21 protein-coding genes are annotated in these 23,820 nt (G+C 70.5%); 7 read left to right on the top strand and 14 right to left on the bottom strand.

Features of this window, described 5'->3' with window-relative positions; translation table 11 throughout:
* Positions 1–60: 60 nt before the first annotated feature.
* The 9 genes from OG588_RS32985 to OG588_RS32945 form a co-directional block, all read right to left on the bottom strand.
* Positions 61–1,644: a hypothetical protein gene (locus OG588_RS32985; protein WP_405950433.1), complete on the bottom strand. Its 1,584-nt coding sequence runs from the start codon at positions 1,642–1,644 to the stop codon at positions 61–63.
* Positions 1,641–3,371: a DUF3492 domain-containing protein gene (locus tag OG588_RS32980; protein ID WP_405950432.1), complete on the bottom strand. Its 1,731-nt coding sequence runs from the start codon at positions 3,369–3,371 to the stop codon at positions 1,641–1,643. Before OG588_RS32980 ends, OG588_RS32985 begins: the two co-directional genes overlap by 4 nt.
* Positions 3,372–3,696: 325 nt before the next feature.
* Complete coding sequence (locus OG588_RS32975) at positions 3,697–5,298, bottom strand: dipeptide ABC transporter ATP-binding protein (RefSeq protein WP_405950431.1); 1,602 nt, start codon at positions 5,296–5,298, stop codon at positions 3,697–3,699.
* Positions 5,299–5,312: 14 nt separating this feature from the next.
* On the bottom strand, positions 5,313–6,311 hold the full coding sequence (locus tag OG588_RS32970; RefSeq protein WP_266861899.1) for an ABC transporter permease: 999 nt from the start codon (positions 6,309–6,311) through the stop codon (positions 5,313–5,315).
* A complete protein-coding gene (locus OG588_RS32965) occupies positions 6,308–7,450 on the bottom strand; it encodes an ABC transporter permease (RefSeq protein ID WP_405950430.1) in 1,143 nt (380 codons plus the stop codon). Before OG588_RS32965 ends, OG588_RS32970 begins: the two co-directional genes overlap by 4 nt.
* Positions 7,451–7,454: 4 nt before the next feature.
* Positions 7,455–9,173 (bottom strand): ABC transporter substrate-binding protein, encoded by a 1,719-nt coding sequence (locus tag OG588_RS32960; RefSeq protein WP_405950429.1) that lies wholly within the window; start codon positions 9,171–9,173, stop codon positions 7,455–7,457.
* 192 nt (positions 9,174–9,365) lie between these two features.
* A complete protein-coding gene (locus OG588_RS32955; protein ID WP_317773309.1) occupies positions 9,366–9,458 on the bottom strand; it encodes an Ms4533A family Cys-rich leader peptide in 93 nt (30 codons plus the stop codon).
* A 56-nt stretch (positions 9,459–9,514) separates the two neighbouring features.
* A complete protein-coding gene (locus OG588_RS32950; protein ID WP_405953270.1) occupies positions 9,515–10,945 on the bottom strand; it encodes a DUF3152 domain-containing protein in 1,431 nt (476 codons plus the stop codon).
* Between the two features lie 789 nt (positions 10,946–11,734).
* Entirely contained in the window at positions 11,735–12,934 is a 1,200-nt protein-coding gene (locus tag OG588_RS32945; protein ID WP_405950428.1) for an alpha/beta fold hydrolase, read from the bottom strand.
* A 186-nt stretch (positions 12,935–13,120) separates the two neighbouring features.
* Between OG588_RS32945 and OG588_RS32940 the strand changes: the two genes are divergently transcribed.
* The 4 genes from OG588_RS32940 to OG588_RS32925 all read left to right on the top strand — a co-directional run bounded on the left by OG588_RS32940 (position 13,121) and on the right by OG588_RS32925 (position 15,029).
* Complete coding sequence (locus OG588_RS32940; protein WP_405950427.1) at positions 13,121–13,303, top strand: hypothetical protein; 183 nt, start codon at positions 13,121–13,123, stop codon at positions 13,301–13,303.
* A 247-nt stretch (positions 13,304–13,550) separates the two neighbouring features.
* Positions 13,551–14,195 carry a TetR/AcrR family transcriptional regulator gene (locus OG588_RS32935; protein WP_317773306.1) on the top strand — a complete coding sequence of 215 codons (645 nt, stop codon included), beginning with the start codon at positions 13,551–13,553 and terminating at the stop codon, positions 14,193–14,195.
* A 144-nt stretch (positions 14,196–14,339) separates the two neighbouring features.
* Positions 14,340–14,567, top strand: coding sequence for a DUF3107 domain-containing protein (locus OG588_RS32930; RefSeq protein ID WP_019058367.1), 228 nt, complete (start codon positions 14,340–14,342; stop codon positions 14,565–14,567).
* Positions 14,568–14,759: 192 nt separating this feature from the next.
* The gene (locus OG588_RS32925; protein ID WP_405953269.1) at positions 14,760–15,029 is read left to right on the top strand and encodes a hypothetical protein; all 270 of its coding nucleotides are present in this window, start codon (positions 14,760–14,762) and stop codon (positions 15,027–15,029) included.
* A 6-nt stretch (positions 15,030–15,035) separates the two neighbouring features.
* Here OG588_RS32925 and OG588_RS32920 read toward each other — a convergent pair whose 3' ends face one another.
* Positions 15,036–15,773 (bottom strand): ferritin-like fold-containing protein, encoded by a 738-nt coding sequence (locus tag OG588_RS32920; protein WP_393035303.1) that lies wholly within the window; start codon positions 15,771–15,773, stop codon positions 15,036–15,038.
* Between the two features lie 480 nt (positions 15,774–16,253).
* Here OG588_RS32920 and OG588_RS32915 point away from each other — a divergent pair, with 480 nt between their 5' ends.
* Together OG588_RS32915 and OG588_RS32910 are read left to right on the top strand one after the other, a co-directional pair.
* On the top strand, positions 16,254–18,923 hold the full coding sequence (locus tag OG588_RS32915) for a DEAD/DEAH box helicase (protein WP_405950426.1): 2,670 nt from the start codon (positions 16,254–16,256) through the stop codon (positions 18,921–18,923).
* Positions 18,924–19,063: 140 nt separating this feature from the next.
* Positions 19,064–19,942: an alpha/beta fold hydrolase gene (locus OG588_RS32910; protein WP_405950425.1), complete on the top strand. Its 879-nt coding sequence runs from the start codon at positions 19,064–19,066 to the stop codon at positions 19,940–19,942.
* A 12-nt stretch (positions 19,943–19,954) separates the two neighbouring features.
* Here OG588_RS32910 and OG588_RS32905 read toward each other — a convergent pair whose 3' ends face one another.
* Positions 19,955–20,848, bottom strand: coding sequence for an NYN domain-containing protein (locus OG588_RS32905; RefSeq protein ID WP_366095749.1), 894 nt, complete (start codon positions 20,846–20,848; stop codon positions 19,955–19,957).
* 196 nt (positions 20,849–21,044) lie between these two features.
* On the opposite strand from OG588_RS32905, the gene OG588_RS32900 reads away from it, so the two are divergent.
* Positions 21,045–21,197, top strand: coding sequence for a hypothetical protein (locus OG588_RS32900; protein ID WP_019058373.1), 153 nt, complete (start codon positions 21,045–21,047; stop codon positions 21,195–21,197).
* 168 nt (positions 21,198–21,365) lie between these two features.
* Here the strand turns inward: OG588_RS32900 and OG588_RS32895 are convergent, their stop codons facing one another.
* The 3 genes from OG588_RS32895 to OG588_RS32885 form a co-directional block, all read right to left on the bottom strand.
* The gene (locus tag OG588_RS32895) at positions 21,366–21,971 is read right to left on the bottom strand and encodes a MarC family protein (RefSeq protein WP_019058374.1); all 606 of its coding nucleotides are present in this window, start codon (positions 21,969–21,971) and stop codon (positions 21,366–21,368) included.
* Between the two features lie 58 nt (positions 21,972–22,029).
* Complete coding sequence (locus OG588_RS32890; protein ID WP_405950424.1) at positions 22,030–22,887, bottom strand: PHP domain-containing protein; 858 nt, start codon at positions 22,885–22,887, stop codon at positions 22,030–22,032.
* A gap of 199 nt (positions 22,888–23,086) precedes the next feature.
* A complete protein-coding gene (locus OG588_RS32885) occupies positions 23,087–23,728 on the bottom strand; it encodes a DUF6758 family protein (RefSeq protein ID WP_393035316.1) in 642 nt (213 codons plus the stop codon).
* Between the last annotated feature and the right edge of the window lie 92 nt (positions 23,729–23,820).

Here is a 23,820-nt window from a genome sequence, read left to right as displayed (position 1 = left end):
GGTGGGGCCGGGCGCCTGCGGCTGGGTGACGCGTCTGGTTGGTGCGGGTCATCGGCGTCGTCACCTCGGCTCGTTCGCCGGCGCGTGCGCGGAGGCTCTGGTCAGCGTGCGGGTGGTGTGGAACAGGAGGGTCAGGGCGGCCGCTCCGCAGGCCAGGGCGGGGATGCCGCCGGGGCCCCAGGAGTTCAGGACGGTTTCCACGGTGGTGGCCAGGAAGCCGCAGCCGGGGAGCCGGCCGATGAGGTCCAGGGACAGGGCCGTCGCTTCCGTGGCCGCCGCCGCGCCGAGGGCGACGGTCGGGGCATGGGTGAAACCGTGGACGGTGAGGAGGCGGGCGAGCAGCAACAGGGCGCCGAGCGTGAGGGCCTGGGCGTACGCGGCGGGCTCGTCCAGGACCGCGCCGCAAAGCGCGAGGAGGACGGTCAGGGCGCCCAGGAACAGGGCGAACGTGCCGAGCAGCAGCGGTCGTACGGAGTCGGCGAAGTCCTCCAGACCGCGGCTCGTCGCAAGCTTGCGGCCGGCGCGTACGGCGAAGTGGTGGGCGCACCAGGCCGCGGGGGCGCAGGCCAGGGTGAGGGCCAGGACCGGTGCGGTGGCCGTGGACCAGGTTCCGCCCGCCAGTCCGGTCGGCAGACCGTCGGGGCCACCGTCGTCCGCGGCGCGGAGCAGTCCGTCACCGAGGAGGGCGTAGGCCAGCAGCCAGTACGTCCATAGGCGGGTGCCGGGGGGCGTGCGCCACGCGTGCGTGCCGGGCGGGTTGCTCAGCGGGCCGCGACCGAGGGCGACGCGCACCGCGAGCGCCACGGCGAGAACGCCGACGACGGCCGCCGTCAGCCGCGGCCGACCGTCCGTGAGCCGCACCCCGATCACCGCCGAAGCGCACAGGACTCCGGGCAGGAGGGCGAGTACGGCCCAGGCTGCGCGGGGTGGCTGCGCGGCTACGGCGTCGGAGTGCGGGGCCGCCGCCTCGTCGCGGGGCACGCGTGCGTACATCTCCTCGGCGAGCGCGAACACGTCCCGGTGCCGGAAGCGGGCGGCGGTGCGATCGGTGACGCCGTGGGCCTCCAGCCCTGCGGCGATCTCCAGCGGATCGACGGCCCGTTCGCACAGCTCGCGGTGACGGTGCATCAGTGCCTTGACCGGGTCGGCTGCGCCGCGGCGGGTGGGGGCGGGCTTGCGATCGGTCGCGCGAGGGATCGGTTCGGGCGCAGTTCGGGGGTGTGGCTGCTCGGCGTCGCGTGCGGGGCGGGCGGCGCGTGGAGCGGGGGCGGCGGTGATCGGGGCGGTGTCGTAGGCATCTGGGCCGACTACCGGCACGGCTTCGTCACGGTCTGCGGCGACACGGACGTCACCGGCGTCCTGGCCGGCGACCGGCACGGCTTCGTCACGGTCTACGGCGACACGGAGATCACCGGCGTCCTGGCCAGCGACCGACACCGCTTCGTCACGGTCTACGGCGCCCCGGACGTCACCGGCGCCCTGGCCGACAGCCGACAGCTCGCCCGGCGCCTCTCCCTTCACCCCCGGCACTTCTCCCTCCGCCCCGGACTCCCCGCTCTCGCCGAGCCACTCCTCCGAGCGTGCGTCCCACGCCTCCGCGCTGCCGGGTGTCCCGGGGCGGTCGAGTTCGCCGAGGCCGCTCATCGGGCTGCCTCCGTCGTCGGCAAGGGAGTTGTGGCGCGTACCGGCGCGCCCGTCGCCCAGGTGGGACCGCCGCGGGCCACGACGCGGGCCATGGGGCCGGTCCAGCGGCCGGGGACGTGGGCCTCGGCGGGGGCTGCGAAGGGGAGGGGCTCGCCTGCCTCGTCGAGGACGACCCGGCGTACCGGGGCGTGCGAGACGATCTCCAGGTAAATGCTGTGAAATGCCTCGATGTTCTGCTCGACGGTGAACAGTTCGAGGGCGCGGGCGCGCGCGGCGGCGCCCAGGCGCTCACGGCGCGCGGGGTCGCGCAGCAGGCTCACGCACGCTTCCGCGAGCGCCCGCGGATTGCGCGGGGGCACGACGAGCCCCGTACCGCCGATGACCTCGACCACCGCACCGACGTCCGTGGACACGGTCGCCCGGCCGCAGAACATGGCCTCGACCAGGCTGAGCGGGAAGCCCTCGACGACGCTGGAGAGGACGATCAGCGTGCCGGCCGCGTACGCCTCGGCGAGCGTGGGGGCTTCCGGGCCGCCGATCTCCTCGAAGGACACCGGGTTGTCGCCGACCGCGTGCACGCCCTCGGCCTCGTCGGGGAAGAGCTGTGCGGCCAGCGCCCGGCAGTGGCCCAAGTAGGCCTCACCCTCGATGCCGGACGGCGCGCCGACGATCCGCAGGCGTGCCTTGGGCTCCTCCTTGCGGATCTCCGCGAAGGCGTGGAGCAGGGAGATCAGGTCCTTCGCGGGTTCGATACGGCCGACCCACAGGAGCGTGTCCGGGTCCGCACCGTCGGGCGCCTCGCCCACCTCCGCGAAGCGGGACGCCTCCATGCCCGGGTAGACCGTGCGCAGTTTCGTCCGGTCGGCGCCGCAGCGTTCCTGCCAGCGGCGGGTGTGGCTGTTGCCGGGGGTGATCAGCGCGGCCCGCCGGTAGATCTCGGCGGCCAGCCTGCCGTGGAAAGCGGCGAGCAGGGCCCGTACGGCGGGCGGCGCGTCGGCGGAGGCCAGGTAGTGCGTCCGCAACTGCACGCCGTACTCGGTCACCAGCAGCGGTACGCCCGCGAAGTGCCGGGCGAGCAGTCCGGGCAGGGCCGCGGTGCCGCCGGCCGTCGCGTGACAGAGGTCCACGGAGCCGAGGGCGTCGTCCTCGTACCAGTCGAGCGAGAGGGGGCGCAGGGCGCGTTCCAAGTGCGCGGCGACGCTGAGGAGTTCGGGTACGCGCGCCTCGCGGGCCGTACGGAGTGCGCCGGGCGCACGACAAGCGCGTTCCAGCGCACGCACGGCGCTCTCGGAGCGCAGCGCCGCTACGAGTCCGCCCTCGTCGCGGGCGAGTTCCGCGAGTCCGTACAACGCGTTGGCGAAACGGTCCGCCACTTCGGCGGAGGGCTCCCCCAGCTCGCCCTGCACCCCGTCCGCCGCCTCCGGCGCCTGCCCGTCCCCCGCGCACAGCACGGCGGCCAGCTCCTCGAAGTTCTCAGCGAACCGCCGGCGCGCACGGCGCCCGAGCGCCGCCCCGTCGTCCTCTGCGGTCCACAGCGGCGCGGTACGCACCCGGTTGACCTGGGGCGGCAGTTCGAGCCAGCCCTCGTCCTCCTGGCGCTCGCTGCGGCTGAGCGCGTAGATGTCGAACTCGTGCTGCCCGAGCCCGCGTACGAGCCGGTCGCACCAGAGTCTGGCGTCACCGCTCACATACGGATAGCCACCCTCCGTAAGCAGTCCTATGCGCACGGGCACACCCCCGATCTCCCATATGGGGAGCCGCCGTTGACCCGGCGGCTCGCAGCGGGACGAACGTATGCGGACAAGGCGGTGGCGCGACGGACGGTTGTCCATCGCGCCACCAAAAGGGGTGAACGGTCGTAACTTTCCCGTGCGGTTCGCGTTCAGTCGCGCTAAGAGATCAATCGCGCACGGAACGTCAGACCGCTGGCGTGCCGTCGCTACGGTGCCGTAGCGACGAGGCGGTCACGTCGCGGGGACGGCACCGTCTCGTCGTGAGGACGGCACCGTTCCGTCGCGGGGACGGCACCGTTCCGTCGTCGCGACGGCACCGTCACGTCGTCGCCAACTCCCGTCGCGCCGCCCGCCGCCGGGCCGCAACCTGGGGATCAAGGGCCGGTACGGCGGCCAGGAGCTGCTTCGTGTACGGGTCCTTCGGGGCGTCGTAGACCTCGTCGGCGGGGCCTTGTTCAACGATTCTCCCGCGTCGCATCACCGCGACCCGGTCGCTGACCTGGCGGACGACGGCGAGGTCGTGGGCGACGAACACGAGCGCGAGGCCGAGTTCGCGCTGGAGTTCGCCGAGCAGGGCGACGACCTGGGCCTGTGTGGTGACGTCGAGCGCGGAGACCGGCTCGTCGCACACGATCACGCGCGGGTCGGCCGCGAGCGCCCGCGCGATGCCCACGCGCTGGCGCTGGCCCCCGCTGAACTCGTGCGGGTAGCGGTCGTAGTGCGCCCCTTCGAGCCCCACGCGCTCCAGGAGTTCACGCACGCGCTCCCGGATGCGCCCCTCGTCCCGCTCGCCACGCGCGCGCAGCGGGTCGGCGATCGACTCGCCCACGCTGCGGCGGGGGTTGAGGGAGGAGACGGGGTCCTGGAAGACCATCTGGACGTCGGGGCGGACCCCGCCGCCGGGCTTGATCTCGCCGGCCGTCGGCTTCAGGAGCCCGACCAGCATCCGGCCGAGCGTCGTCTTGCCGCTGCCGCTCTCGCCCACGATGCCGAGGGTCTCGCCCCGGTGGATCGTCAGCGACACGTCGTCCACGGCCGCGAACGCCCGCTTCCCGCGCCCGAATTCACGCCGGAGGCCCGTCGCCTCCAGGACGACCGCCTGGGCCGCCGAGGATGCCTCGGAGGGCGCGCGCGGCACGTCCACGCGGGGGACCGCGCCGAGCAGATCCCGGGTGTACGGCTCGGTCGGCGCGCCGAGGACGGTGTCCACCGGCCCGTGTTCGACGGCCCGCCCGTGCCGCATGACCAGGATCTCGTCGACGCTCTCGGCGGCGACGCCCACGTCGTGCGTGACGAGCAGCAGCCCCAGGCCGGTCTCCTCGCGCAACGTGTGCAGCAGGTCGAGGATCTGCGCCTGGACGGTCACGTCGAGCGCGGTCGTCGGCTCGTCGGCGATCAGCAGGTCCGGCTCGCAGGCCAACGCCATCGCGATGAGGGCGCGTTGCCGCATGCCGCCGCTGAACTCGTGCGGGCGCGAACGGGATCGCCGTAGCGCGTCCGGAATTCCCACCCGGTCCAGCACTTCGACAGCACGCGCGCGTGCGGCCCGAAGGGACACGCGCGTGTGCACCCGGTACACCTCGGCTATCTGGTCGCCGATCGCGTAGTACGGGTCCAGGGACGACAGCGGGTCCTGGAAGACCATCGCGGCCCTGCCGCCACGCAGCCGGTGCAGGTCCGCGTCGGACGCCTCCTGTACGTCGATGCCGGCGACGCGCACCGAGCCGCCGACGTCGGCACCCGTGCCGCGGTGCAGGCCCAACAGGGCCGAGGCGACCGTGGACTTGCCCGAGCCGGACTCGCCGACCAGGCCCAGCGCGGCGCCCTTCTCCAGCCGGAAGGAGAGGCCGTCGACGGCCCGCAGGGACCCGAACCCGACCGTCAGGTCGGTGACTTCCACCAAGGCGTCCACAGGACTCATGCCAGTACCCGGGCTCATGCGAGCACCACCCGTCGGTCGGCCACCGCGTACAGCACGTCCGCGACGGCGTTGGCGATGACCACGAAGAAGCCGATGACCAGGACCATGCCGACGACCACCGGCAGGTCGACGACATTGACGGCATGGACGAGTTCCTGTCCGATGCCGGGCAGCCCGAACAGCGTCTCGGTGAGCACCGCGCCGCCGACCGCCGAGCCGACGTTGTTGGCGTTGAGCGCGATGATCGGCGCGAACGCCCCGCGCAGCGCGTGCCGCCCGATGATCGACCGTTCACCGACGCCGTACGCGCGGAATGTGCGGATGTGGTCCTCGGCGAGCGTCTCCAGCATCGACGCCCGGGTGAGCCGGGCGAACGCGGCGGCCTCGATGAGGGCGAGCGAGAGCCAGGGCAACAGCAGGTTCCAGGCCCACTGTTCGGGGTCGTCGGTGAGGCCGACGTACTGCGGGAAGGGCAGCAGTTGGAGCTGCCCGCAGACGACGATCATCAGCACCAGGCCGATCACGAACACCGGGGTGGCGACGCCCGCGAGGGTGATGCCGGTCAGCAGGCGCTCGGTGAACCGGCCGCGCCGCCACGCCGACAGGACGCCCGTGCCGACGCCGAGGATCAGCCACAGCACCATCGCGCCGAACACGAGCGACAGGCTGACCGGCAGCTTCGCCAGGATCAGCTGGGTGACCTGCTGGTCGCCCTGGTACGACAGCCCGAGGCAGGGCGCCGAGCAGTGCTCCACGGAGGTGCCCGTGGAGTAGTCCTGGCCGACGAGGATGCCCTGGAGGAAGTGCCAGTAGCGGAGGTACAGCGGGTCGTCGAGCCTCAACTGCTGGGCCACCTGGTGCACTTGCTCCGGGGAGCAGCGCGGGCCGCAGGTGATCTGGGCGACGTTCCCGGGGGTGACGAAGAAGACCACGTAGACGATCACCGAGATGGCGAACAGGGTGATCACGGTGCCGATGCCTCGGCGCAGGACGAAGCCTCCGAAGCCGCTCATGCCGGGTCCTCCTTCTCGCCGTTGGCGTCGGCCGACTTGATCGTCTTGATGCTCGGATCAAGTGTTGACCGGCCGGAATCGGCGTCCACCGCGACCTTCTTGCCGCTCGCGTCCGCCTTGCCGTTCGCGTCCGCCTTGCCGTTCGCGTCCGCCTTCGCCTCGCGCTTCCGCCCCGTGCCGATGCGGAGGCGGGAGGCCGCGCGCGGGTCGAGGGCCGTGCGGATGCCGTCGCCCAGGACGGTCAGCGCCAGGACGGTGACGAAGAGGGCACCGGCGGGCAGCAGCAGGTACTGCGGTGCGGCCTGGTACCAGACGTCGGCGGCGGTGAGCATCTGTCCCCAGGAGGGCGTCGGGGGCTTCACGCCGACGCCGAGGAAGGACAGCGCGGCCTCGGTGGTGATGTTGATCGGTACGAGGAGTGCCGCGTAGGTGATGACGGGCGCGGCGAGCCCGGGCAGCAGTTCGCGGCGGGCGATGCGCCAGGTGCCCCAGCCGCTGAGCCGGGCGGCGGAGACGTAGTCGAGTTCCTTCAGGGTGAGCGTCTGGGCGCGCACGATCTTCGCGATGTTGCCCCAGGCGATGAGCCCGATGACGAGCGCGACGAGCAGGGGCCGCGGGAAGCTGCTGGGCACGATCGCGAGCAGCGCCAACGACATGATCATCAACGGCATCGCCACGATGATGTCGGTGATCCGGCTCAACAGTTGATCAACCCATCGACTGCCGAGCGCGGCCGCGACACCGATCACGACCCCGATGGTGACCTGTACGACGGTCGCCCCGAGCGCGACGCCGAGCGAGACCCGGGCGCCGTAGGCGAGACGCGCGAACAGGTCACGCCCTGTCTGCGGTTCGACGCCGAGCCAGTGATCGCCGGTGATGCCCCCGAAGGAACCGGTCGGCACACCTCCGCGCGCGGAGTCGATGAGCGAGGGGTGGTAGGTGAAGGGGTCCTGGCCCTCGATCGCGGTGAGCAGCGGCGCGGCGAGCGCGACCAGGACGAGCAGGGCGACGACGACCGCCGCGACGAGGGCGGCGCGCTGCGCTCGCAGCCGCCGCCAGAACTGACGGGCCCCCGAGCCCGCCGGGACGGAGATGTCCGTCCCGGCGGCCTGGGAGGCGACAAGTGCCTCACTCATGGGGTTACTTGACCGCGACCTGGGAGATGTCCAGGACGCCGGTCCAGTCGCTGATCACGACATTCTTGATGTCCTTGCCGACCAGTCGCTTGTAGACGGGGTGGAACAGCGGCACGGTCAGGGCCTGCTCGCCGATCTTCTTGTCCAGTGCACCCCAGCGCTTGGCGGCCTCGTCAAGATTCGTCAACTTGTTGATCGAATCAATCTCGGCATTGACCGACTTGTCATTGAGCAGGCCGGTGTTGAAGTTCGCGCCGTCCTTGACGATCTGGCGGCCGTCGAAGATCGGGGCGAGGAAGGGACCGCCGGAGGGCCAGTCGGCACCCCAGTGGGCGAGGAAGAAGCCCGGCTCGGTCTTGACGCTGTGGATCTTGTCCTTGTAGTCGTTGATCTCCAGGCCCTGCAGCTTGACGGTGATGCCGGCCTTCTTGAGCGCGTCCTGGATCGCGGTCGCGATCTCGGGGCTGGTCTCGAAGTCCTTGTCGTTGGAGTGCGTCAGGGTGACGGTGATCCCCTTCGGGTAACCGGCCTCCTTGAGCAGCTCCTTGGCCTTCGCCGCGTTGCCGGACGCGCCTGCCGGGAAGAGGTCGTAGGGGTCGTAGCCGAAGGACTTCTGGTTCGGCAGGAAGGTGGTCGCGGCCTCGGCCAGCGACGAACCGCCCGCCGCGTTGACCACCGACGAACGGTCGATGGCGTACGAGATCGCCTGCCGCACCTTGACGTTGTTGAACGGCGCGACCGTCGGGTTGAACGCGATGTAGTTCGTGTAACCGAAGTGCCCGGTGCCGACGCGCGCCGCGAGCTCCTTGTCACCGGTCACCTTGGCGAGTTCGGCGGGCCCGAGGTTGGTGTCCGTCGTCACGGCAGCGGCGTCCGTCCCCTGGGACGCGGACAACCGCTGGTTGATCACGGACGAGTCGAGCCCCGACTTCACGTCGATCTTGTCCGGGTAGGCCTTGCGCTCGGCGTCCGTGGCCGTGGACCAGTACGTGTTGCGCTCCAGGACGATCGTCTCACCGTCGTTCTGGTTGCTGACGACCTTGTACGGCCCCGACGAGATCGGGTGCTGCTCGTACTTCGTCCCCGTGTCCTTCGCCTTCGGGACGGGTGTGAACTGCGTCTGCGTGGCGAGATACGGGAACTCGCCCTCGGGCTTGTTCAGATGAAAGACGATGGTCCGACTGTCAGGAGTCTCGATCGCGCTGAGCCCCTTCTTGTCCTTGTACGGCCCCTGGTAGTCGGCCGCGCCGACCAGCCAGTCCCTCAAGTAGGGCGCACCGCCGGAGAGTTCGGGGGCGAAGGAGCGCTCGATGCCGTACTTGATGTCGGCCGAGGTGATCGCCGTACCGTCCTCGTACTTGAGGCCCTTCTTCAGGGTGTACGTCCACACGGTCGCGTCCTTGTTGGGGCGCCCGATGTCGGTGGCGAGGTCCGGGACGACCTTGGCGCCGGCCGCGCCGTTCTCGCGGTTGCGAGTGGTAAGGGTGCGGAAGACGAGGGACGGGACGTTGCCGCCGCCGGAGGTGTACAGGCGGGCCGGGTCGAAGTCCTCCTGGGGCTGCGAGTTCAGCACCGTGAGCGTGCCGCCCTTGTGGGGCGTGGAGTCGCCACCGGAGGCCTTGGCATCGTTGTCCTTCGGCCCGCAGGCGGCGGCGCCCGCTGCCACGGCCAGGCTGACGGATGCCACGGCCACGCGCCGGGCTATGACGGACGGTTGACGCATCGGAATGACGACCTCTCGGGGTGGTTTCTCGGGAACTCTCCGGGAGTTCTCGAATAGCGAGACGGATGGACGAGGGATGAGACGGAAGCGAACAGCCGTCTGCCCCGGCGTCAGGTCGTCGAAAAACCCTGCCAAGGTCCTACGGCAAGGGCATGGTGGTGCGGGTCGCGACACAAACGCCAGAGGCGGTGTTCAGCGACAGAGAATGTCGGCCACGCAGAGCGGGGTCACGCCGATGAGCGCCAGCTCGATGGCGGCGCGGTTCGGGACATGACTAGACCACATGCGCAAAAATATGATGGAAGTTGCGGCTCGTGTCAATGTGACATAAGCGTCGCCCGTCAACTGCCCGGGTACGGCCAGGGGTTCGCCAGGCAGTGGATCCCGTCGTGGTCGAGGAACTTGGTCTGCTGCTGCATGACCGGCGCCAACTCGCCGTCCTTGTCGCAGGTGACGTGCCCGTAGCCGAGACGGTGACCGACCTCATGGTTGATCAACATCTGTCGATACGCGTACATCTTGTCCCCATATGTCGACGACCCCTGCGCCCATCGATACGCGTTGATCATCACGCGTTCGGTGGCCGCCGAGTCGCACGACACATTGTCCTCGGTGGTGTCGAGCCCGGACTTGGCGCACCACGTGGCGGTGGTACCAGGACTGGCAAGAGTGATCACGAAGTCCGGTTTGCCCGTGTAGATCCGCTCGAAGGTACGGGCGTCGTTGTGGGCCCAACTCCGCTTGTCGTTCAGCGTCTTCTGCACGGCCTGCGCGAAGAGCGCGCCGTCGAGCCCGAGCCCCTGCTCCACATCCACGCGGTACGTGTACTTGCGCCCCTTACCGGGCGCCTTGTCGACACCGGGCACCGCGTCGAACTTGTCCGGCCCCTTGAGCTTGGCGCCGAGCGGGTACTTCTTGGCCATCTTCTGCGCGTACGTCAGGGCCACCAGGCGCGGCGTACTGGACGGGCTTGCCTGCGGCGAGGCCGTCTCTCTGGCATCCCGGGCCCGATCGGTCGCCGCCTGCGACCGCGCACCGTCGCCGTCACCGTCCTTGGCGACCTGCCCGGCGACGATGACGGCCAGCACGGTGGTGACAGCGGCGGCCGCGATACCGGTGTACGTCCGTCCCTTACGGCCCTTGCCGGGCGCGGGGCCAGTGCCGCTGTCGGCAGGGGGCGCGTCGTCGGCGTCGGTGTCGGCGTCGCTCTCGGGGGTCCAGTCGGTGACGGAGCCGTACGGGTCGGAGGGGTGCGTGGCGACACCGGTCCGAGGCGCGAAGACGTCGTCGCCGTCCGCTTCGAAAGCGTCTACGTAGTCCTGCCGGGGCCCACGACCGGCCTGCCCCCGTCGCCGGGGACCGGCTTGAGGAGCCTGCCGCTGCCGCGGTATGGGAAGCCCCGGCCCCGGCCCCGGCCCGGAGGGCATACCGGCGACGGGGGTCTGGGGCACGCCAGGGGCACCGGGGATACCGGACGCGCTCAGCGGGTCCCGAGAAGCACCGAGTGGCCCGCCCGGTCCCCCACCGGTCCGCCCCCTCAACTCACCCCAACCGCCCCCGGATTCAGACTGCTCGGGGTGACCGGAACGGGCACGGGGCGTGCCGTGGGCGGGAGTTCCGTCGGGCAGCCGGGGAACACCGCGCGCGGGAGTGCCGTCGGGCAGCCTCGGGAAACCGTGAGCCGGGGTGCCGTCGGGGAAGCGGGGGGTGCCGTGCGCGGGAGTGCCGTCCGGCGTGCGCGGAACACCACGAGCCGGGGTGCCGTCGGGCAGCCTCGGAAAACCGTGAGCCGGAGTGCCATCGGAGAAGCGAGGGGTGCCCTGCGCGGAGGTTCCATCCTGCACGCGCGGAACACCACGAACCGGAGTGCCGTCCGACAGCCTCGGAAAACCATGGGCCGGAGTGCCATCGGCCAACCGGGGAAACCCGTGGGCCGGTGTGCCATCCGGAAGCCGGGAAACGCCATGAGCCGGAGTGCCGTCAGCGAAACGCGGCGCACCCTGCGCGGACCAGCCGTCCGGCAAAGGCGGGACCCCGCGCGCGGGAGTGCCATCAGGGAGACGCGGGCCTCCAGGCAGACGCGAGTCTCCTACCGCAGGACTACCGCCGAAGAAACGCGGCGACCCGTGAGCCGGGGTCCCATCGGGAAGACGCGGCCCACCTTGAACAGGCGGCCGGCCGTGGACTTGAGTGGGCGGCTGACCCTGGGAACGCGGCACTCCATGGGCCGGCGTCCCATCCGGAAGGCTCGACGCCCCATACCCCGGATTTCCTCCCCCCGAAGGCTGCTGTCGGCCAGGTACCGGCATCGGACCAGGTGCCGATCCAGGCCCTCCAAGCCGAGGCCGACCCCCCTGCCCCTTTTGAGAACCCTGAGACCCTTGGGTCCCCTGAGACCCTTGGGTCCCCTGAGACCCCGGAGCGCCTCGCGTCTCCTGAGGTTCCCGGGAGTCCTGAGCGCCCGGCGCGCCCCGCGCACCCTTGCCCGCCCCTGTGCCTACATCCGCGGAGTCACCCTTCGCAGAGGACCTACGGCGACTATGGCGTCCCACGTCGCCCCCTCAACTCCCCGCGTTCGTATCGTCGTTGCCATCGCCCCCGGCACCGGACCCGGCGCCCGCGCCCGCACCGTCGGCATCACTCACCGTACTCACCGAACCGCCGCCCCGGGACCCCCGCGCACCGCCCGCGCCACCTCGGCCGAAACCATCCGTCTCACCGGCACGACGTCGCCGGACGGCACCGGCATCCCCAGAGCCGCCGGCACCGACTCCCGCCGCCTCTCCGGGCTGCCCAGGTCCGCCCAACTCCCCCGCATCCGCGAGAAGTTCACGGACCGCCGCCGCCACCGTCTCCGGGTACTCCATCATCGCGACATGCCCCGCGTCCGGCAGGGACAGCAGGCGGGAGTCGCGGAAGGCGCGGGCCGCGCGCTGGGCCATGCGGTAGCCGACCAGTTGGTCGCGGCCGCCGTAGACGAGGAGGGTGGGGGCGAGGACGCGTTCGGCCTGGCGCCAGAGGCCGTGTTGGCCGCCCAGGGTGTACGCGTTGACGATGCCTCGGGAGGAACGGGTCATCACGTCCCAGAAGTACGGCAGTTGGAGTCGTCGCTCCAACTCCTCGACCGCGTGGCGGAACGCCTCCGGCGTCACCATGCCGGGATCGCCGTAGCAGAGACCCAGGACGCCGCGGACGCGCTGTTCCGCGGTCCAGTCCCTGCTGATGCGGGTGAACAGGGACGCGATCCCCGGTACGCCCAGCAACGCCGTCGGTACCGCCGAGCGCTGGACGCGGATCTCCGGCAGGGCCGGGGAGATCAGCGTGAGCGTACGGACGAGGTCCGGGCGGACCGCGGCCACGCGGGTCGTGATCGCGCCGCCGAGCGAGTTGCCGAAGAGGTGCACCGGGCCGCGCCCGGCCGCGTCGAGGTAACGGATGACCGCGCGCGCGTGCCCGGTGACGGAGTAGTCGCCGTCGTCCGGTGGCGGGGAGTCGCCGAAGCCCGGCAGATCCAGGGCCTCGCTGTCCACCAGGCCGTCGAGCTCGGCCATGAGCTGCGACCAGTTCTGCGAGGAACCGCCGAGCCCATGGACGTACAGCGCGGGCGGCGACCCTTCGCGCACCGCCGCTCTCGACCGCACCGTCAGCGTGATCCCCGGCAGCCCGACCGACCTGAGCCGCTCCCCCTCGCCGACCCTGACGGGCGCCACCTTGGGGAGCACACTGGCGGCCGACACGGAAGGCAGCTCTGTCGAAGACATGCGGCAATGTTACGAGACGATCACGCAGTAGCTCGTGTGTTCGCCATCACAAGCCCCACGAAACCCCTCCCATGCCCTACCGGCAGCCCTCGCACGTCCTACGGCCGCCCTCGCAAGCCCTACGACGTCCGCCATGGCACCCCTGCCCGACGTCTCCTAGGCTCGTACACAGGAAGGGAGCCCGCCATGACCGTCGACCCAAGCGATCCCACGACGTTCGAGGACGAGAGCGACACCCCGTTCGACACCGAAGCCCCCGAGGACGACGCTCCCGAACAACCGACCGACGTCGACCCGAGCAAGGCCAACGAGGCCGACGTGGCGGAACAGGCCCGCGTCGTCCCCCTCGACGAAGACGACTATCGGTGACAGAACGACTACCGGCGACCTCAACCGGCCTCTTCAGTTCAGCAGGCGGACCGGGCCCCTTCAGTAAGAAGAAGCCACTTACCTCCGACCACCCGCGCCCCCTACATCCCCTTCTCGGCACATTCGCACGGCTTTCGCCATCGTCCGGTCCGTGAAATTCTGCGCTCGCACCGCGCACACCACGGTTACCGAAAAGTACGATGGCGGCGCGGCGCTCACCGCATGAGGACGACATTTGGGAGGCGGCGTGACAGCCATCGAGCAGACAGAGGCGGCGCGCCCGCGGGGCACCCGCCTGCCGCGCCGTGCCCGACGGAACCAGCTGCTGGGCGCTGCCCAGGAGGTCTTCGTCGCACAGGGTTACCACGCGGCCGCGATGGACGACATCGCCGAGCGTGCCGGCGTCAGCAAGCCGGTGCTCTACCAGCACTTCCCGGGCAAGCTCGACCTCTACCTCGCCCTCCTCGACCAGCACTGCGAGTCGCTGATCCAGTCGGTGCGGACCGCGCTCGCGTCGACGTCGGACAACAAGCAGCGCGTCCGAGCGACCATGGACGCGTATTTCGCCTACGTCGAGGACGACGGCGGCGCCTTCCGGCTGGTCTTCGAGTCGGACCTGACGAACGAGCCCGCCGTGCGCGAGCGCGTCGACAAGGTCACGAACGAGTGCGCCGAGGCGATCTGCGAAGTCATCGCCGAGGACACCGGCCTGTCACGGACCGAGTCGATGCTGCTGGCCTCGGGTCTGGGCGGCCTCGCCCAGGTCGTCGCCCGCTCCTGGCTGCACAGCGACCGCAGCGTCCCGCGCGACCAGGCGGTCCAGCTGCTGGCCTCGCTGGCATGGCGCGGCATCGCCGGTTTCCCGCTGCACGGCAGCGAACAGCACCACTGAGCGCCGTAGAACGGCGTTTGTTCCCGAAGGGTGTTCGCTCGTGGCGTTCTCGGCGCGGAACATGTACGTCCCCTCACCGGGCTAATGTGTGCTGGGTACGGCGCGGAAGATCGCGCACTTTGCTGACCGTCGGAGGGACATAGCGTGGAGGTCAAGATCGGCGTGCTGCACACGCCTCGCGAGATCGTTCTGGAGACCGGTCAGAGCGCCGAGGCGGTCGAGCAGGCCGTGGCCGAGGCACTGACCGGGAAGGCTCCGCTGCTGAGCCTGGTGGACGAGCACGGCCGCAAGGTCCTCGTCCCCGCCGACCGCCTCGCCTATGTCGAGCTCGGCGAGGCGGCCCCGCGCAAGGTGGGCTTCGGCGCGCTGTAGTCACAAACGGAACGAGGGGCCCGGCGACCGTGCAGGTCGCCGGACCCCTCGCGTTCCCACCGCTGGTTTCATCATTTTTTTCGCCACAGATGGAGCACAAGTCCCCCACAGGGGAGGATTGCATTCCGCAGGTCACGGGTATGACCGGCTACGACCGCACAACGCCGTCGGCCGTGGGAAGGACCCCCCGTGATGATCCTGGAAGCGCTCGGCTCCGCTGTGCTGGGTGTGCTGCTCGCGTGGGCGGCCACACACCGGCTCGCGCACCGTCTGCCGACCCGCCCCCTGGTGTTCTCCACGGGTGTCGCCGGAGCTCTTTTCGGCGACTTCGTCACCCACAGCGCGCTGGGCCCCGGCAGCGGCCTGCCGAGCCTGCTCGGCGCGGTGGTCGTCTCGGCGGCCTCGCTCTCGCTGCTCCTTCGACCCGCGAGGCGGCTCCGGGGACGGTCCGCCCCCGCATAGCCGTGGTTAGGCGGCGAGCCCCAGGGCTGCCATCCGCTTGGTGTGCGCCTCGGTGATCCGGGAGAACATCCGGCCGACCTCGGCGAGGTCGAAGCCGTCCGCCACGCCACCCACGAGCATCGTCGACAGCGCGTCCCGGTCGGCCACCACCCGCTGCGACTGCGACAGCGCCTCACCCATCAACCGCCGTGCCCACAGGGCGAGTCGGCCCCCCACGCGCGGGTCCGCGTCGATCGCCGCGCGTACCTTTTCCACGGCGAAGCTCGCGTGCCCCGTGTCGTCGAGGACCCCCAACACCAGCAGGCGGGAGTCCTTGTCGAGGCGGGCGGCAACCTCGCGGTAGAAGTCACTGGCGATCGAGTCGCCGACGTACGCCTTGACGAGGCCTTCCAGCCAATCCGAGGGCGCGGTCTGCTTGTGGAAGCCGTCGAGCGCGGCGACGAACGGCTGCATCGCCTCGGTCGGCTCGGCGCCGATCTCCGTGAGCCGGTCCCTGAGCTGCTCGAAGTGGTGGAACTCGGCCGACGCCATCTTCGCCAGCTCCGCCTTGTCCGCGAGCGTCGGCGCCAGCTTGGCGTCCTCCGCGAGCCGTTCGAACGCCGCCAGCTCGCCGTACGCGAGCGCGCCGAGCAGGTCTACGACCGCGTTGCGGTACTGCGGGTCGGCGGAGGCCGTGGCCCACTCCTGGGCGGCGACTCCAGTGGGTTCGGCGGGCGCGTCGGAGGCGTTGTCAGCGGTCGTCATGAAGCGCACAATAGCCCGCTCACAGCACGGCGGAAGTCCCTGGTCAATCAGTGTGACGACGACTACGTGACCAAATCGGCCAACGCATGTGCGTGATTCCGAGGTATGGTGGTAATGCGCCCGCCGAGTATTCGCCGGGCCGCACGAATGAGGATGCCCGGTCGGTGGCCCGATCGGCTCCGACCCGACAGCCCTCCTCGCCCGTACGGCACGTTGCGTACGTCGTTCGGAGGGGGACCCTCAGCGGTTCGAGCGCTAGAGCGTCGGCAGTGGTCCCGTGCAGTACGGCTTGCCCTCACGGGTTGTCCGTAAGGCAGCCGACGTCCCCGGCACGGTCCTGACACGACCCCCGCGCTCGCCTCGCACCGCGCACACAGAAGAGGCAGCACCCTGACTACTTTCCGAGAGCTCGGAATCCTTCCCGAGACCGCTGAGGCCCTTGAGGCCGTCGGTATCGTCTCCCCCTTCCCGATCCAGGAGATGACGCTCCCCGTAGCCCTTTCCGGCACGGACGTCATCGGCCAGGCCAAGACCGGCACCGGCAAGACGCTGGGCTTCGGCCTCCCGCTCCTGGAGCGCGTCACCGTCCCCGCCGACGTCGAGGCCGGCCGCGCCAAGCCCGAGCAGCTGACCGACGCCCCGCAGGCCCTCGTCGTGGTCCCCACGCGCGAGCTGTGCACCCAGGTCACCAACGACCTGCTGACCGCCGGCAAGGTGCGCAACGTGCGCGTCCTCGCCATCTACGGCGGCCGGGCCTACGAGCCGCAGGTCGAGGCGCTCCGCAAGGGCGTCGACGTCATCGTCGGCACCCCGGGCCGACTGCTGGACCTCGCGGGCCAGAAGAAGCTCGACCTCAAGCACATCCGGTCGCTCGTCCTGGACGAGGCCGACGAGATGCTCGACCTGGGCTTCCTGCCCGACGTCGAGAAGATCATCAACTTCCTGCCGGCCAAGCGTCAGACGATGCTGTTCTCGGCGACCATGCCGGGCGCGGTCATCGGTCTCGCGCGCCGCTACATGACGCAGCCCACGCACATCCGCGCCACCTCGCCGGACGACGAGGGCGCGACGGTCGCGAACACCAAGCAGTTCATCTACCGCGCGCACAACATGGACAAGCCCGAGCTCGTCGCCCGCATCCTGCAGGCCGAGGGCCGGGGCCCGGTCATGGTCTTCTGCCGTACGAAGCGCACGGCGGCCGACCTCGCCGATCAGCTCCAGCAGCGCGGTTTCGCCTCCGGCGCGGTCCACGGCGACCTCGGCCAGGGCGCCCGCGAGCAGGCGCTGCGCGCGTTCCGCAACGGCAAGGTGGACGTGCTCGTCTGCACCGACGTCGCCGCCCGCGGTATCGACGTCGAGGGCGTCACGCACGTCATCAACTACCAGTCCCCCGAGGACGAGAAGACCTACCTGCACCGCATCGGCCGTACCGGTCGCGCGGGCGCCAAGGGCATCGCGGTCACGCTCGTCGACTGGGACGACATCCCGCGCTGGCAGCTCATCAACAAGGCGCTGGACCTCGGTTTCCCGAACCCGCCGGAGACGTACTCCACCTCCCCGCACTTCTTCGAGGAGATGAACATCGCCGCGGGCACCAAGGGTGTCCTGCCCCGCTCGGAGCGCACGCGCGCCGGGCTGGCCGCGGAGGAGGTCGAGGACCTCGGCGAGACCGGCGGTCGCGGCGGCCCGCGTGGCCGGGGCGGTCGCGACGGCGGTCGTGGTGGCCGAGACGGTGGTCGTGATGCCGGCAGGGGCGGTCGCGACGCCAGCCGTGACAACACTCGGGACGAGTCCCGTTCCGCCGACACCGAGCGTGCGGCACGCACCCCGCGCCGCCGCCGTCGGACTCGCAACGGCGCCCCGATGGAAGGGACTTCGGCGGCTACGGCCGTGACGTCGTCCTCTCCGGAGGAGACCGCGGTGGCCGCGTCCGAGGACACCGCGACCCGCACCCCGCGCCGTCGTCGCCGCAACCGCAACGGAGCGACGGGAGAGCAGCTGCCGGCCACGACAGTCACCTCCACGCCCGTCACGCCCGTGGCCGAGGTCGCGGAGAGCGCCGTAGCCACGGCTGAGGGTTCGACCCCGGACGCCCCGACGTCGCGCCGTCGGCGTACGCGGAAGTCGGCGGAGCCGACGGTCGCTGTGGTCGAGGCCGAGGCAGTGACCCCGGTGGTCGAGGCCCCCGTGGTCGAGGCTCCGGTCGAGGAGACCAAGCCGCGCCGCCGGACCCGTAAGGCCGCGCAGGCCGTACAGGTCGCGGAGCCGGTCGAGGCCGTAAGCACCGCTACGACCGAACCCGCCGCCGTGGCCGCGGTCGACACGGCCGAGGCCGTCGAGGCCAAGCCGCGTCGGACCCGGGCGCGGAAGACCGCGGCTCCGGTCGAGGTCGTCGCCGTGGACACCGTCGAGGCCGTCGAGGAGACCAAGCCGCGTCGCCGTACCGCGACCCGCAAGGCCGTCGCCGAGATCCCCGCGCAGGTGGTCGAGGAGCAGGGCAGCGCCGTAGCGGCCGCGCCCCGGCGCCGTACCCGCAAGGTCGCGGAGCCGGTGGTGGAGATCGCGGAGACGCCGGTCGTGGCGGAGGCCAAGCCGCGGCGGACCCGGAAGACCGCGGCTCCGGCCGAGGTCGTCGCCGTGGACACCGCCGAGGCTGTCGAGACGAAGCCGCGCCGTACGCGCAAGACGGCCGCTGCCGTCGTAGTCGCGGAGGCACCGGCGGAGGTCGTCGCCGAGGCCAAGCCGCGTCGCACGCGCAAGGCCGCGGTTGCCGCCGAGGCTGCTGTGGACACGGTCGAGGCTGTCGAGAGCAAGCCGCGCCGGGCCCGTAAGACGGCCGCTGCCGTTGCCGTAGAGGCACCGGAGGTCGAAGCCAAGCCGCGTCGGACCCGTAAGGCAGCGGTTGCCGCTGTCGACACGGCCGAGGCCGTCGAGGCCAAGCCCCGCCGCACCCGTAAGGCCGCCGCCACCGCCGAGATCCCGGCGCAGGTGGCCGAGGAGGCGGAGGTCAAGCCGCGTCGTCGTACGACCCGCAAGGCCGCCGAGGCCCCGGTCGTGGCGGAGACGGCGGAGGCACCGGAGGCCAAGCCGAGGGTGCGCCGTCCGCGCAAGACCGCGGCGACGGTGGCGGCGGAGACCACCGAGGGCTGACCAGCTCAGTAACGCCGATGGCCCGGACCACTTCACGTGGGCCGGGCCATCGGCGTTCCCCGTGCCGCCCACCAGCCCGTTAACCCCGGTTACACCCTCCCGTCCCCAGCCCGCTCAGCCTCGGCGGTTAACCTCTACCCATGAGTAGGCCCCCCTCCTTCACTCCGCCCCCCGGTGCTCGCGCGTACCCCCTGCGGACCGCTCGCGGTGAGTTCGCCGTCGTGGACTCGCCCGTGGGCGACGGTGTCGAGCCGAAGGGGGTCGCACTGTTGCTGCCGGGGTTCACCGGGAGCAAGGAGGACTTCAACCCCTTGCACGAGGCGTTCGGGGCGCGCGGATACCGGACCGTGGCCGTGGACGGGCGGGGCCAGTACGAGACGGACGGGCCCGCTGAGGACGAATCCCCTTACGCCCAGGACGAGTTGGCGCGGGACGTGCTCGCGCTGGCCGAGACCGTGGGCGCGCCGGTGCACCTGCTCGGGCACTCCTTCGGCGGGCATGTCGCACGGGCTGCCGTACTCCTGGACCCCACGCCGTTCGTGTCGCTGACGTTGATGTCGTCGGGGCCGGCGGAGATCTCCGCCTCCCAGCAGCAGCGCGTGAAGCTGTTGCGGGACGCGCTCGCCGTGATGTCGATGGCCGAGGTGTGGGACGCGATCCAGGCGATGGAGACGCCGGAGGAGACCGAGACCGGCGGTGCGCTGGACGAGGGGCTCGACGACCGGGCGGACCTGCGCCGCCGCTGGCTGGGCACGAAGCCGGCTCAACTCCTGGCCGCGGGGCGCCAGTTGTGCGGAGAGCCGGACCGGGTCGCCGAACTGGCCGCCGCTGCCCTCCCCTTCCACGTCCTGTCGGGCTCGCGCGACGACACCTGGCCGGTGCCGCTCCTGGACGACATGGCCGTACGGCTGAAGGCGCGGCGGACGGTCATCGCGCGGGCCGAGCACTCACCGAACACGGACCAGCCGGCCGTGACGGCCAAGGCGATCGCCGACTTCTGGGACGACAACTCCCGCTAGACAGAGGTCAGTTCAGTACTGCGTCTGCAGGTGCTCCCAGAACCCGTCCCGCAGCGCCCGCCGCAGATCGGCCTGCCCGCGCAGCGAGTACTGCAGCAGCCCCTCCGCCTCGACCAGCAGATCCTGGTCGACGGACCCCGGCAGATACGGATGCCCGGGCAGCAGCTCGACCAGCGCTTCCCGCCCCCGCGCCGAGAGCCACTTCGCCGCGATCTGCGCGCCCACGAAGCGGACGTCGTCGCGGGTGGGCCGGGTGGCGGTGGCTTCGTAGACGGCGGACGCGCGCCGGGAGACGTACGGCTTGAAGAAGTCGAGGTCGAAGGTGCGCTGGCTGTCGACCTCCCAGAGGAGCGGCTCCGCCTGGTTACGGCCCTCCGGGGCCTCGATGCCCCACAAGTGGACGCGGGCGCCGTACCCTTGGGCCGCCTCGACCGCCGAGACCAGGTCCTCGTCGCCGCCGATGAGGGCCGCGTCGCTGATGGCGCGGTGCCGGGCGAGGGACTCCAGGTCGGAGCGGATGAGTGAATCGACGCCCTTCTGCTGGTTGTTGGCGTTGAGGTTGCCCAACCGCACCTTCACGTCCGGGAGTTCGGCGATCGACTGCTGCTCGGAGGTGTGGATGCGGCGCCGGGCGCCGTCGTACCAGTAGACCCGCAGCAGCCGGCTGTCCGCGAAGATCGTGCGGGCCTTGTCGATGAGCGCCTCGATGAGGCCCTCGGTGTCGAGGTCGAAGGTGCGTCGGTCCTCGGTCCCGGAGACGAGCCGGCCCGCGGCTGCATACAAATACCCGGCGTCGACGAAGATCGCATGCGTCGAGGGCGTCTTCGCCACTTCGGCGAGCATGCGCTGCAGCAGCTCGTTCGTGCGGTCGATGCGGGCGCTGAGGGCCGCGAGGTCGTCGTTCATTGCCTCCATTGTCCCGGCGGTCACGCTGCGAACACAACCGGTCCCGGTCGGTCCCACGCCGATCTCTTACCGGTCAGTAATTAGGCGTGCGAAAAATTTCCTTAGCGTAGGGAATGTTTGTAACACGCATCCCGTTGACTACATACGTAACCAAGTAGTTCTCCTCAGGAGGATGACCAGACGAAGGGAGAAGCCCATGCGCTTCGAAATCATGCGTCTCGACGAGGTCGACGGCACCACCGTGGACAGCACCGTCGTGGACGCCGCCTCCGTCAATCGGATCGTGCAACAGGCCGCCGCCATTGGACAGCGCCTGTGGATCCGCCCCGCCGAGACCAAGGCCTCGTAACACTCAAGGCCGCGTAACACCCACGACGTAAGACCTACGACGTAACACTGACGACGTAATACCTACGACAGAGCCCGCGACCCTCATGCGGATCGCGACCACACTTCAGAGCCCCCGTACGGCACCGACGCCGTGCGGGGGTTCTGCGTTGCGCCGGGCGCCGGGAGCTCAGCTCGCGCGAACGACCTGGGTGATCCCGTTGATGATCTGCTGCACGGCGATGGCGGACAGCATCATCCCCGCGAGCCGCGTGACGAGCACGACCCCGCCGTCCTTGATGACCCGGATGATCAGCAGCGAGTACCGCATCACCACCCACAGCACGACATGGATGGCGAGGATCGCCGTCCACACCGACACCTGCGTGGCCACGCTGTCGGCCTTCTGCACGGCGAGGATGACGGACACGATCGCACCGGGCCCGGCGAGCAGCGGCATGCCCAGCGGTACGAGGGCGACGTTGACGTCCTTGGTCTGCTTGGGCTCGTCGGTCTTGCCGGTGAGCAGGTCGAGCGCGATCAGCAGGAGCAGCAGTCCGCCGGCGATCATCAGCGCGGGCACGGAGACATGCAGGTAGTCGAGGATCTGATGCCCGAGCAGCCCGAAGACGGTGATGACACCACCGGCGACACACACAGCCTGGAAGGCCATCCGCTTCTGCACCTTGGACGGTCGTCCGGAGGTCAGCGCGAGAAAGATCGGGGTGATCCCAGGGGGATCCATGATGACAAAAAGGGTCAGGAAGAGAGAGCCGAAGACGGCGACGTCGAACATGGGTGAGCCACAAGCCTTGCAGGTGAGAGTGAGCGGAGCCGAACGGACGGAGGCGGGGTCAGACTCCGCCGGCCCCCGGCACCGGGAAAGCCCCGGTAGCACGCCGCGTGATCTCGCCGTACACCTCGGGATCGGTCGTGTACTCCCCGAGCTGCACGCTCTTGCGGCTCCCGTGGTAGTCACTGGACCCGGTCACCAGCAGCCCGAGCTCCTTGGCGAGCCCCCGCAACCGCACCCGAGTCTCGGCATCGTGATCCATGTGCTCGACCTCGATACCGTCGAGCCCGGCGGCAGCCATCTCGGCGATCGCGGCCTCGGGCACGGTGTGCCCCCGCTTACTGGCGCCAGGGTGCGCGAACACGGTGACACCCCCGGCGGCCTTCACCAGCCGAATCGCTTCGAACGGATCGGTCTCGTGCTTGGCCACATGAGCGCGCCCACCGTCGGCGAGCCACTCCCCGGTGAACGCGTCATTCACCGTGGGCACAACACCCGACTCGACCAGCGCGGTGGCCACATGAGGCCGCCCGACGGACCCTTCCCCGGCGATCCGCGCAACCTGCTCCCAGGTCACCGGCACACCCAACTCCTGAAGCCGCCCGACCATGGCCCGAGCCCGAGGCACCCGATCGTCCCGAACCAACTCCCGCTCGGCGAGCAGCGCCGGCTCCTCCGGATCGAAGAGGTAGGCCAGCATGTGCATGGACACCCCGTCGATCCGACAGGACATCTCGGCCCCGGTGACAAGAGTGAGCCCCGAGGGCAACGCGTCGATCGCCTCCGCATACCCACGACTGGTGTCGTGATCGGTCAGCGCGACAACGTCCAGCCCAGCGGCGGCAGCGTTCCGTACCAGCTCAGCGGGCGTGTCCGTACCGTCGGAGGCCGTGGAGTGACAGTGCAGATCGATACGCACGACACAGACTCCAGACGGTGACAATACGAAAAGGGACCACTCAAGGGTAACGGCAACCCCGGGGGCCTCATGAACACCGCGTAGGGCAGCCGACCAAGGGGCGCGGGGCTGTGTCAATTTGCGGCTCCGCCGCGCGGGCGCGACCAGCCACAACAGGCCCGCACCCGCCCCACAACAGAACCCGCATTCCCCTTAGGCGCTACGGCTTCAGCAAGCGCGGCGACAACGCCCCACACGGCACCAGATCAACCTCAGCCCCCGCATCCCGCAAATCGGTCAGCACAAGCTCGTCATACATCAACAACCCCGACTGCTCAGGCCACACCACAGCCCACAGCCACAACCCCAACGCCTCCCCCGCGAACACCGCCCGATCATCCGGCGCCGTAGCGACATGCCACAACGGAGTAGGCCGCCCCGCAGCCAACAACTTCGCCTGCGCAGGCTTCTCGACGTTCATGTAAGGCCCAGGATCCGGCCCGTCGATCCCCGCATACCGCGCGCCAAGACCGACCCCCAGCTCCTCGGCGACAAGGATCAACTCCCCGATCCCACCGAGCGGCCCGGGCCCGGTGCACGCGACCGCCGTAGCCCGCCCCCCACTACGGTCGTCCCCCGCACAGGCCACCCCGGTGAACAGCCACCCGACCGGCAACGGCCACGGCATCCACACGGGCACCTGCGTGCGATGCACGACAACGCTGAGCGCCTCGACGCTGGGCGGGATCACGGGCTGCAGCGGATGCACCGTCCCGTGGACATCGCACTGCCAGGAATCGGCGAAGAGTCCGGGAGCCCTGACCCGGCCACCACACTTCGGGCAACTGGGTTCGCCCCTCATAGGGCCCCACGGTCCTACCCTCACTCCCCCACGTCAAGGACGATCACCCGTCCGGTCGGGACCACTCACGGAGCGAAACCGGGACCACTCAC

Source organism: Streptomyces prunicolor, from assembly GCF_045162825.1.
GTDB classification, from domain to species: domain Bacteria; phylum Actinomycetota; class Actinomycetes; order Streptomycetales; family Streptomycetaceae; genus Streptomyces; species Streptomyces prunicolor.
The sequence above is the reverse complement of the archived record's forward strand: the minus strand, read 5'-3'. Positions and strand labels throughout refer to the sequence as shown.

Excerpts from the sequence above, each read along its gene's own strand:
- OG588_RS32985 (WP_405950433.1), bottom strand. The coding sequence starts at position 1,644 with ATGAGCGGCCTCGGCGAACTCGACCGCCCCGGGACACCCGGCAGCGCG.
- OG588_RS32975 (WP_405950431.1), bottom strand. The coding sequence starts at position 5,298 with ATGAGTCCTGTGGACGCCTTGGTGGAAGTCACCGACCTGACGGTCGGG.
- OG588_RS32970 (WP_266861899.1), bottom strand. The coding sequence starts at position 6,311 with ATGAGCGGCTTCGGAGGCTTCGTCCTGCGCCGAGGCATCGGCACCGTG.
- OG588_RS32965 (WP_405950430.1), bottom strand. The coding sequence starts at position 7,450 with ATGAGTGAGGCACTTGTCGCCTCCCAGGCCGCCGGGACGGACATCTCC.
- OG588_RS32960 (WP_405950429.1), bottom strand. The coding sequence starts at position 9,173 with ATGCGTCAACCGTCCGTCATAGCCCGGCGCGTGGCCGTGGCATCCGTC.
- OG588_RS32955 (WP_317773309.1), bottom strand. The coding sequence starts at position 9,458 with ATGTGGTCTAGTCATGTCCCGAACCGCGCCGCCATCGAGCTGGCGCTC.
- OG588_RS32945 (WP_405950428.1), bottom strand. The coding sequence starts at position 12,934 with ATGTCTTCGACAGAGCTGCCTTCCGTGTCGGCCGCCAGTGTGCTCCCC.
- OG588_RS32940 (WP_405950427.1), top strand. The coding sequence starts at position 13,121 with ATGACCGTCGACCCAAGCGATCCCACGACGTTCGAGGACGAGAGCGAC.
- OG588_RS32925 (WP_405953269.1), top strand. The coding sequence starts at position 14,760 with ATGATCCTGGAAGCGCTCGGCTCCGCTGTGCTGGGTGTGCTGCTCGCG.
- OG588_RS32920 (WP_393035303.1), bottom strand. The coding sequence starts at position 15,773 with ATGACGACCGCTGACAACGCCTCCGACGCGCCCGCCGAACCCACTGGA.
- OG588_RS32915 (WP_405950426.1), top strand. The coding sequence starts at position 16,254 with ATGACGCTCCCCGTAGCCCTTTCCGGCACGGACGTCATCGGCCAGGCC.
- OG588_RS32910 (WP_405950425.1), top strand. The coding sequence starts at position 19,064 with ATGAGTAGGCCCCCCTCCTTCACTCCGCCCCCCGGTGCTCGCGCGTAC.
- OG588_RS32905 (WP_366095749.1), bottom strand. The coding sequence starts at position 20,848 with ATGAACGACGACCTCGCGGCCCTCAGCGCCCGCATCGACCGCACGAAC.
- OG588_RS32900 (WP_019058373.1), top strand. The coding sequence starts at position 21,045 with ATGCGCTTCGAAATCATGCGTCTCGACGAGGTCGACGGCACCACCGTG.
- OG588_RS32895 (WP_019058374.1), bottom strand. The coding sequence starts at position 21,971 with ATGTTCGACGTCGCCGTCTTCGGCTCTCTCTTCCTGACCCTTTTTGTC.
- OG588_RS32885 (WP_393035316.1), bottom strand. The coding sequence starts at position 23,728 with ATGAGGGGCGAACCCAGTTGCCCGAAGTGTGGTGGCCGGGTCAGGGCT.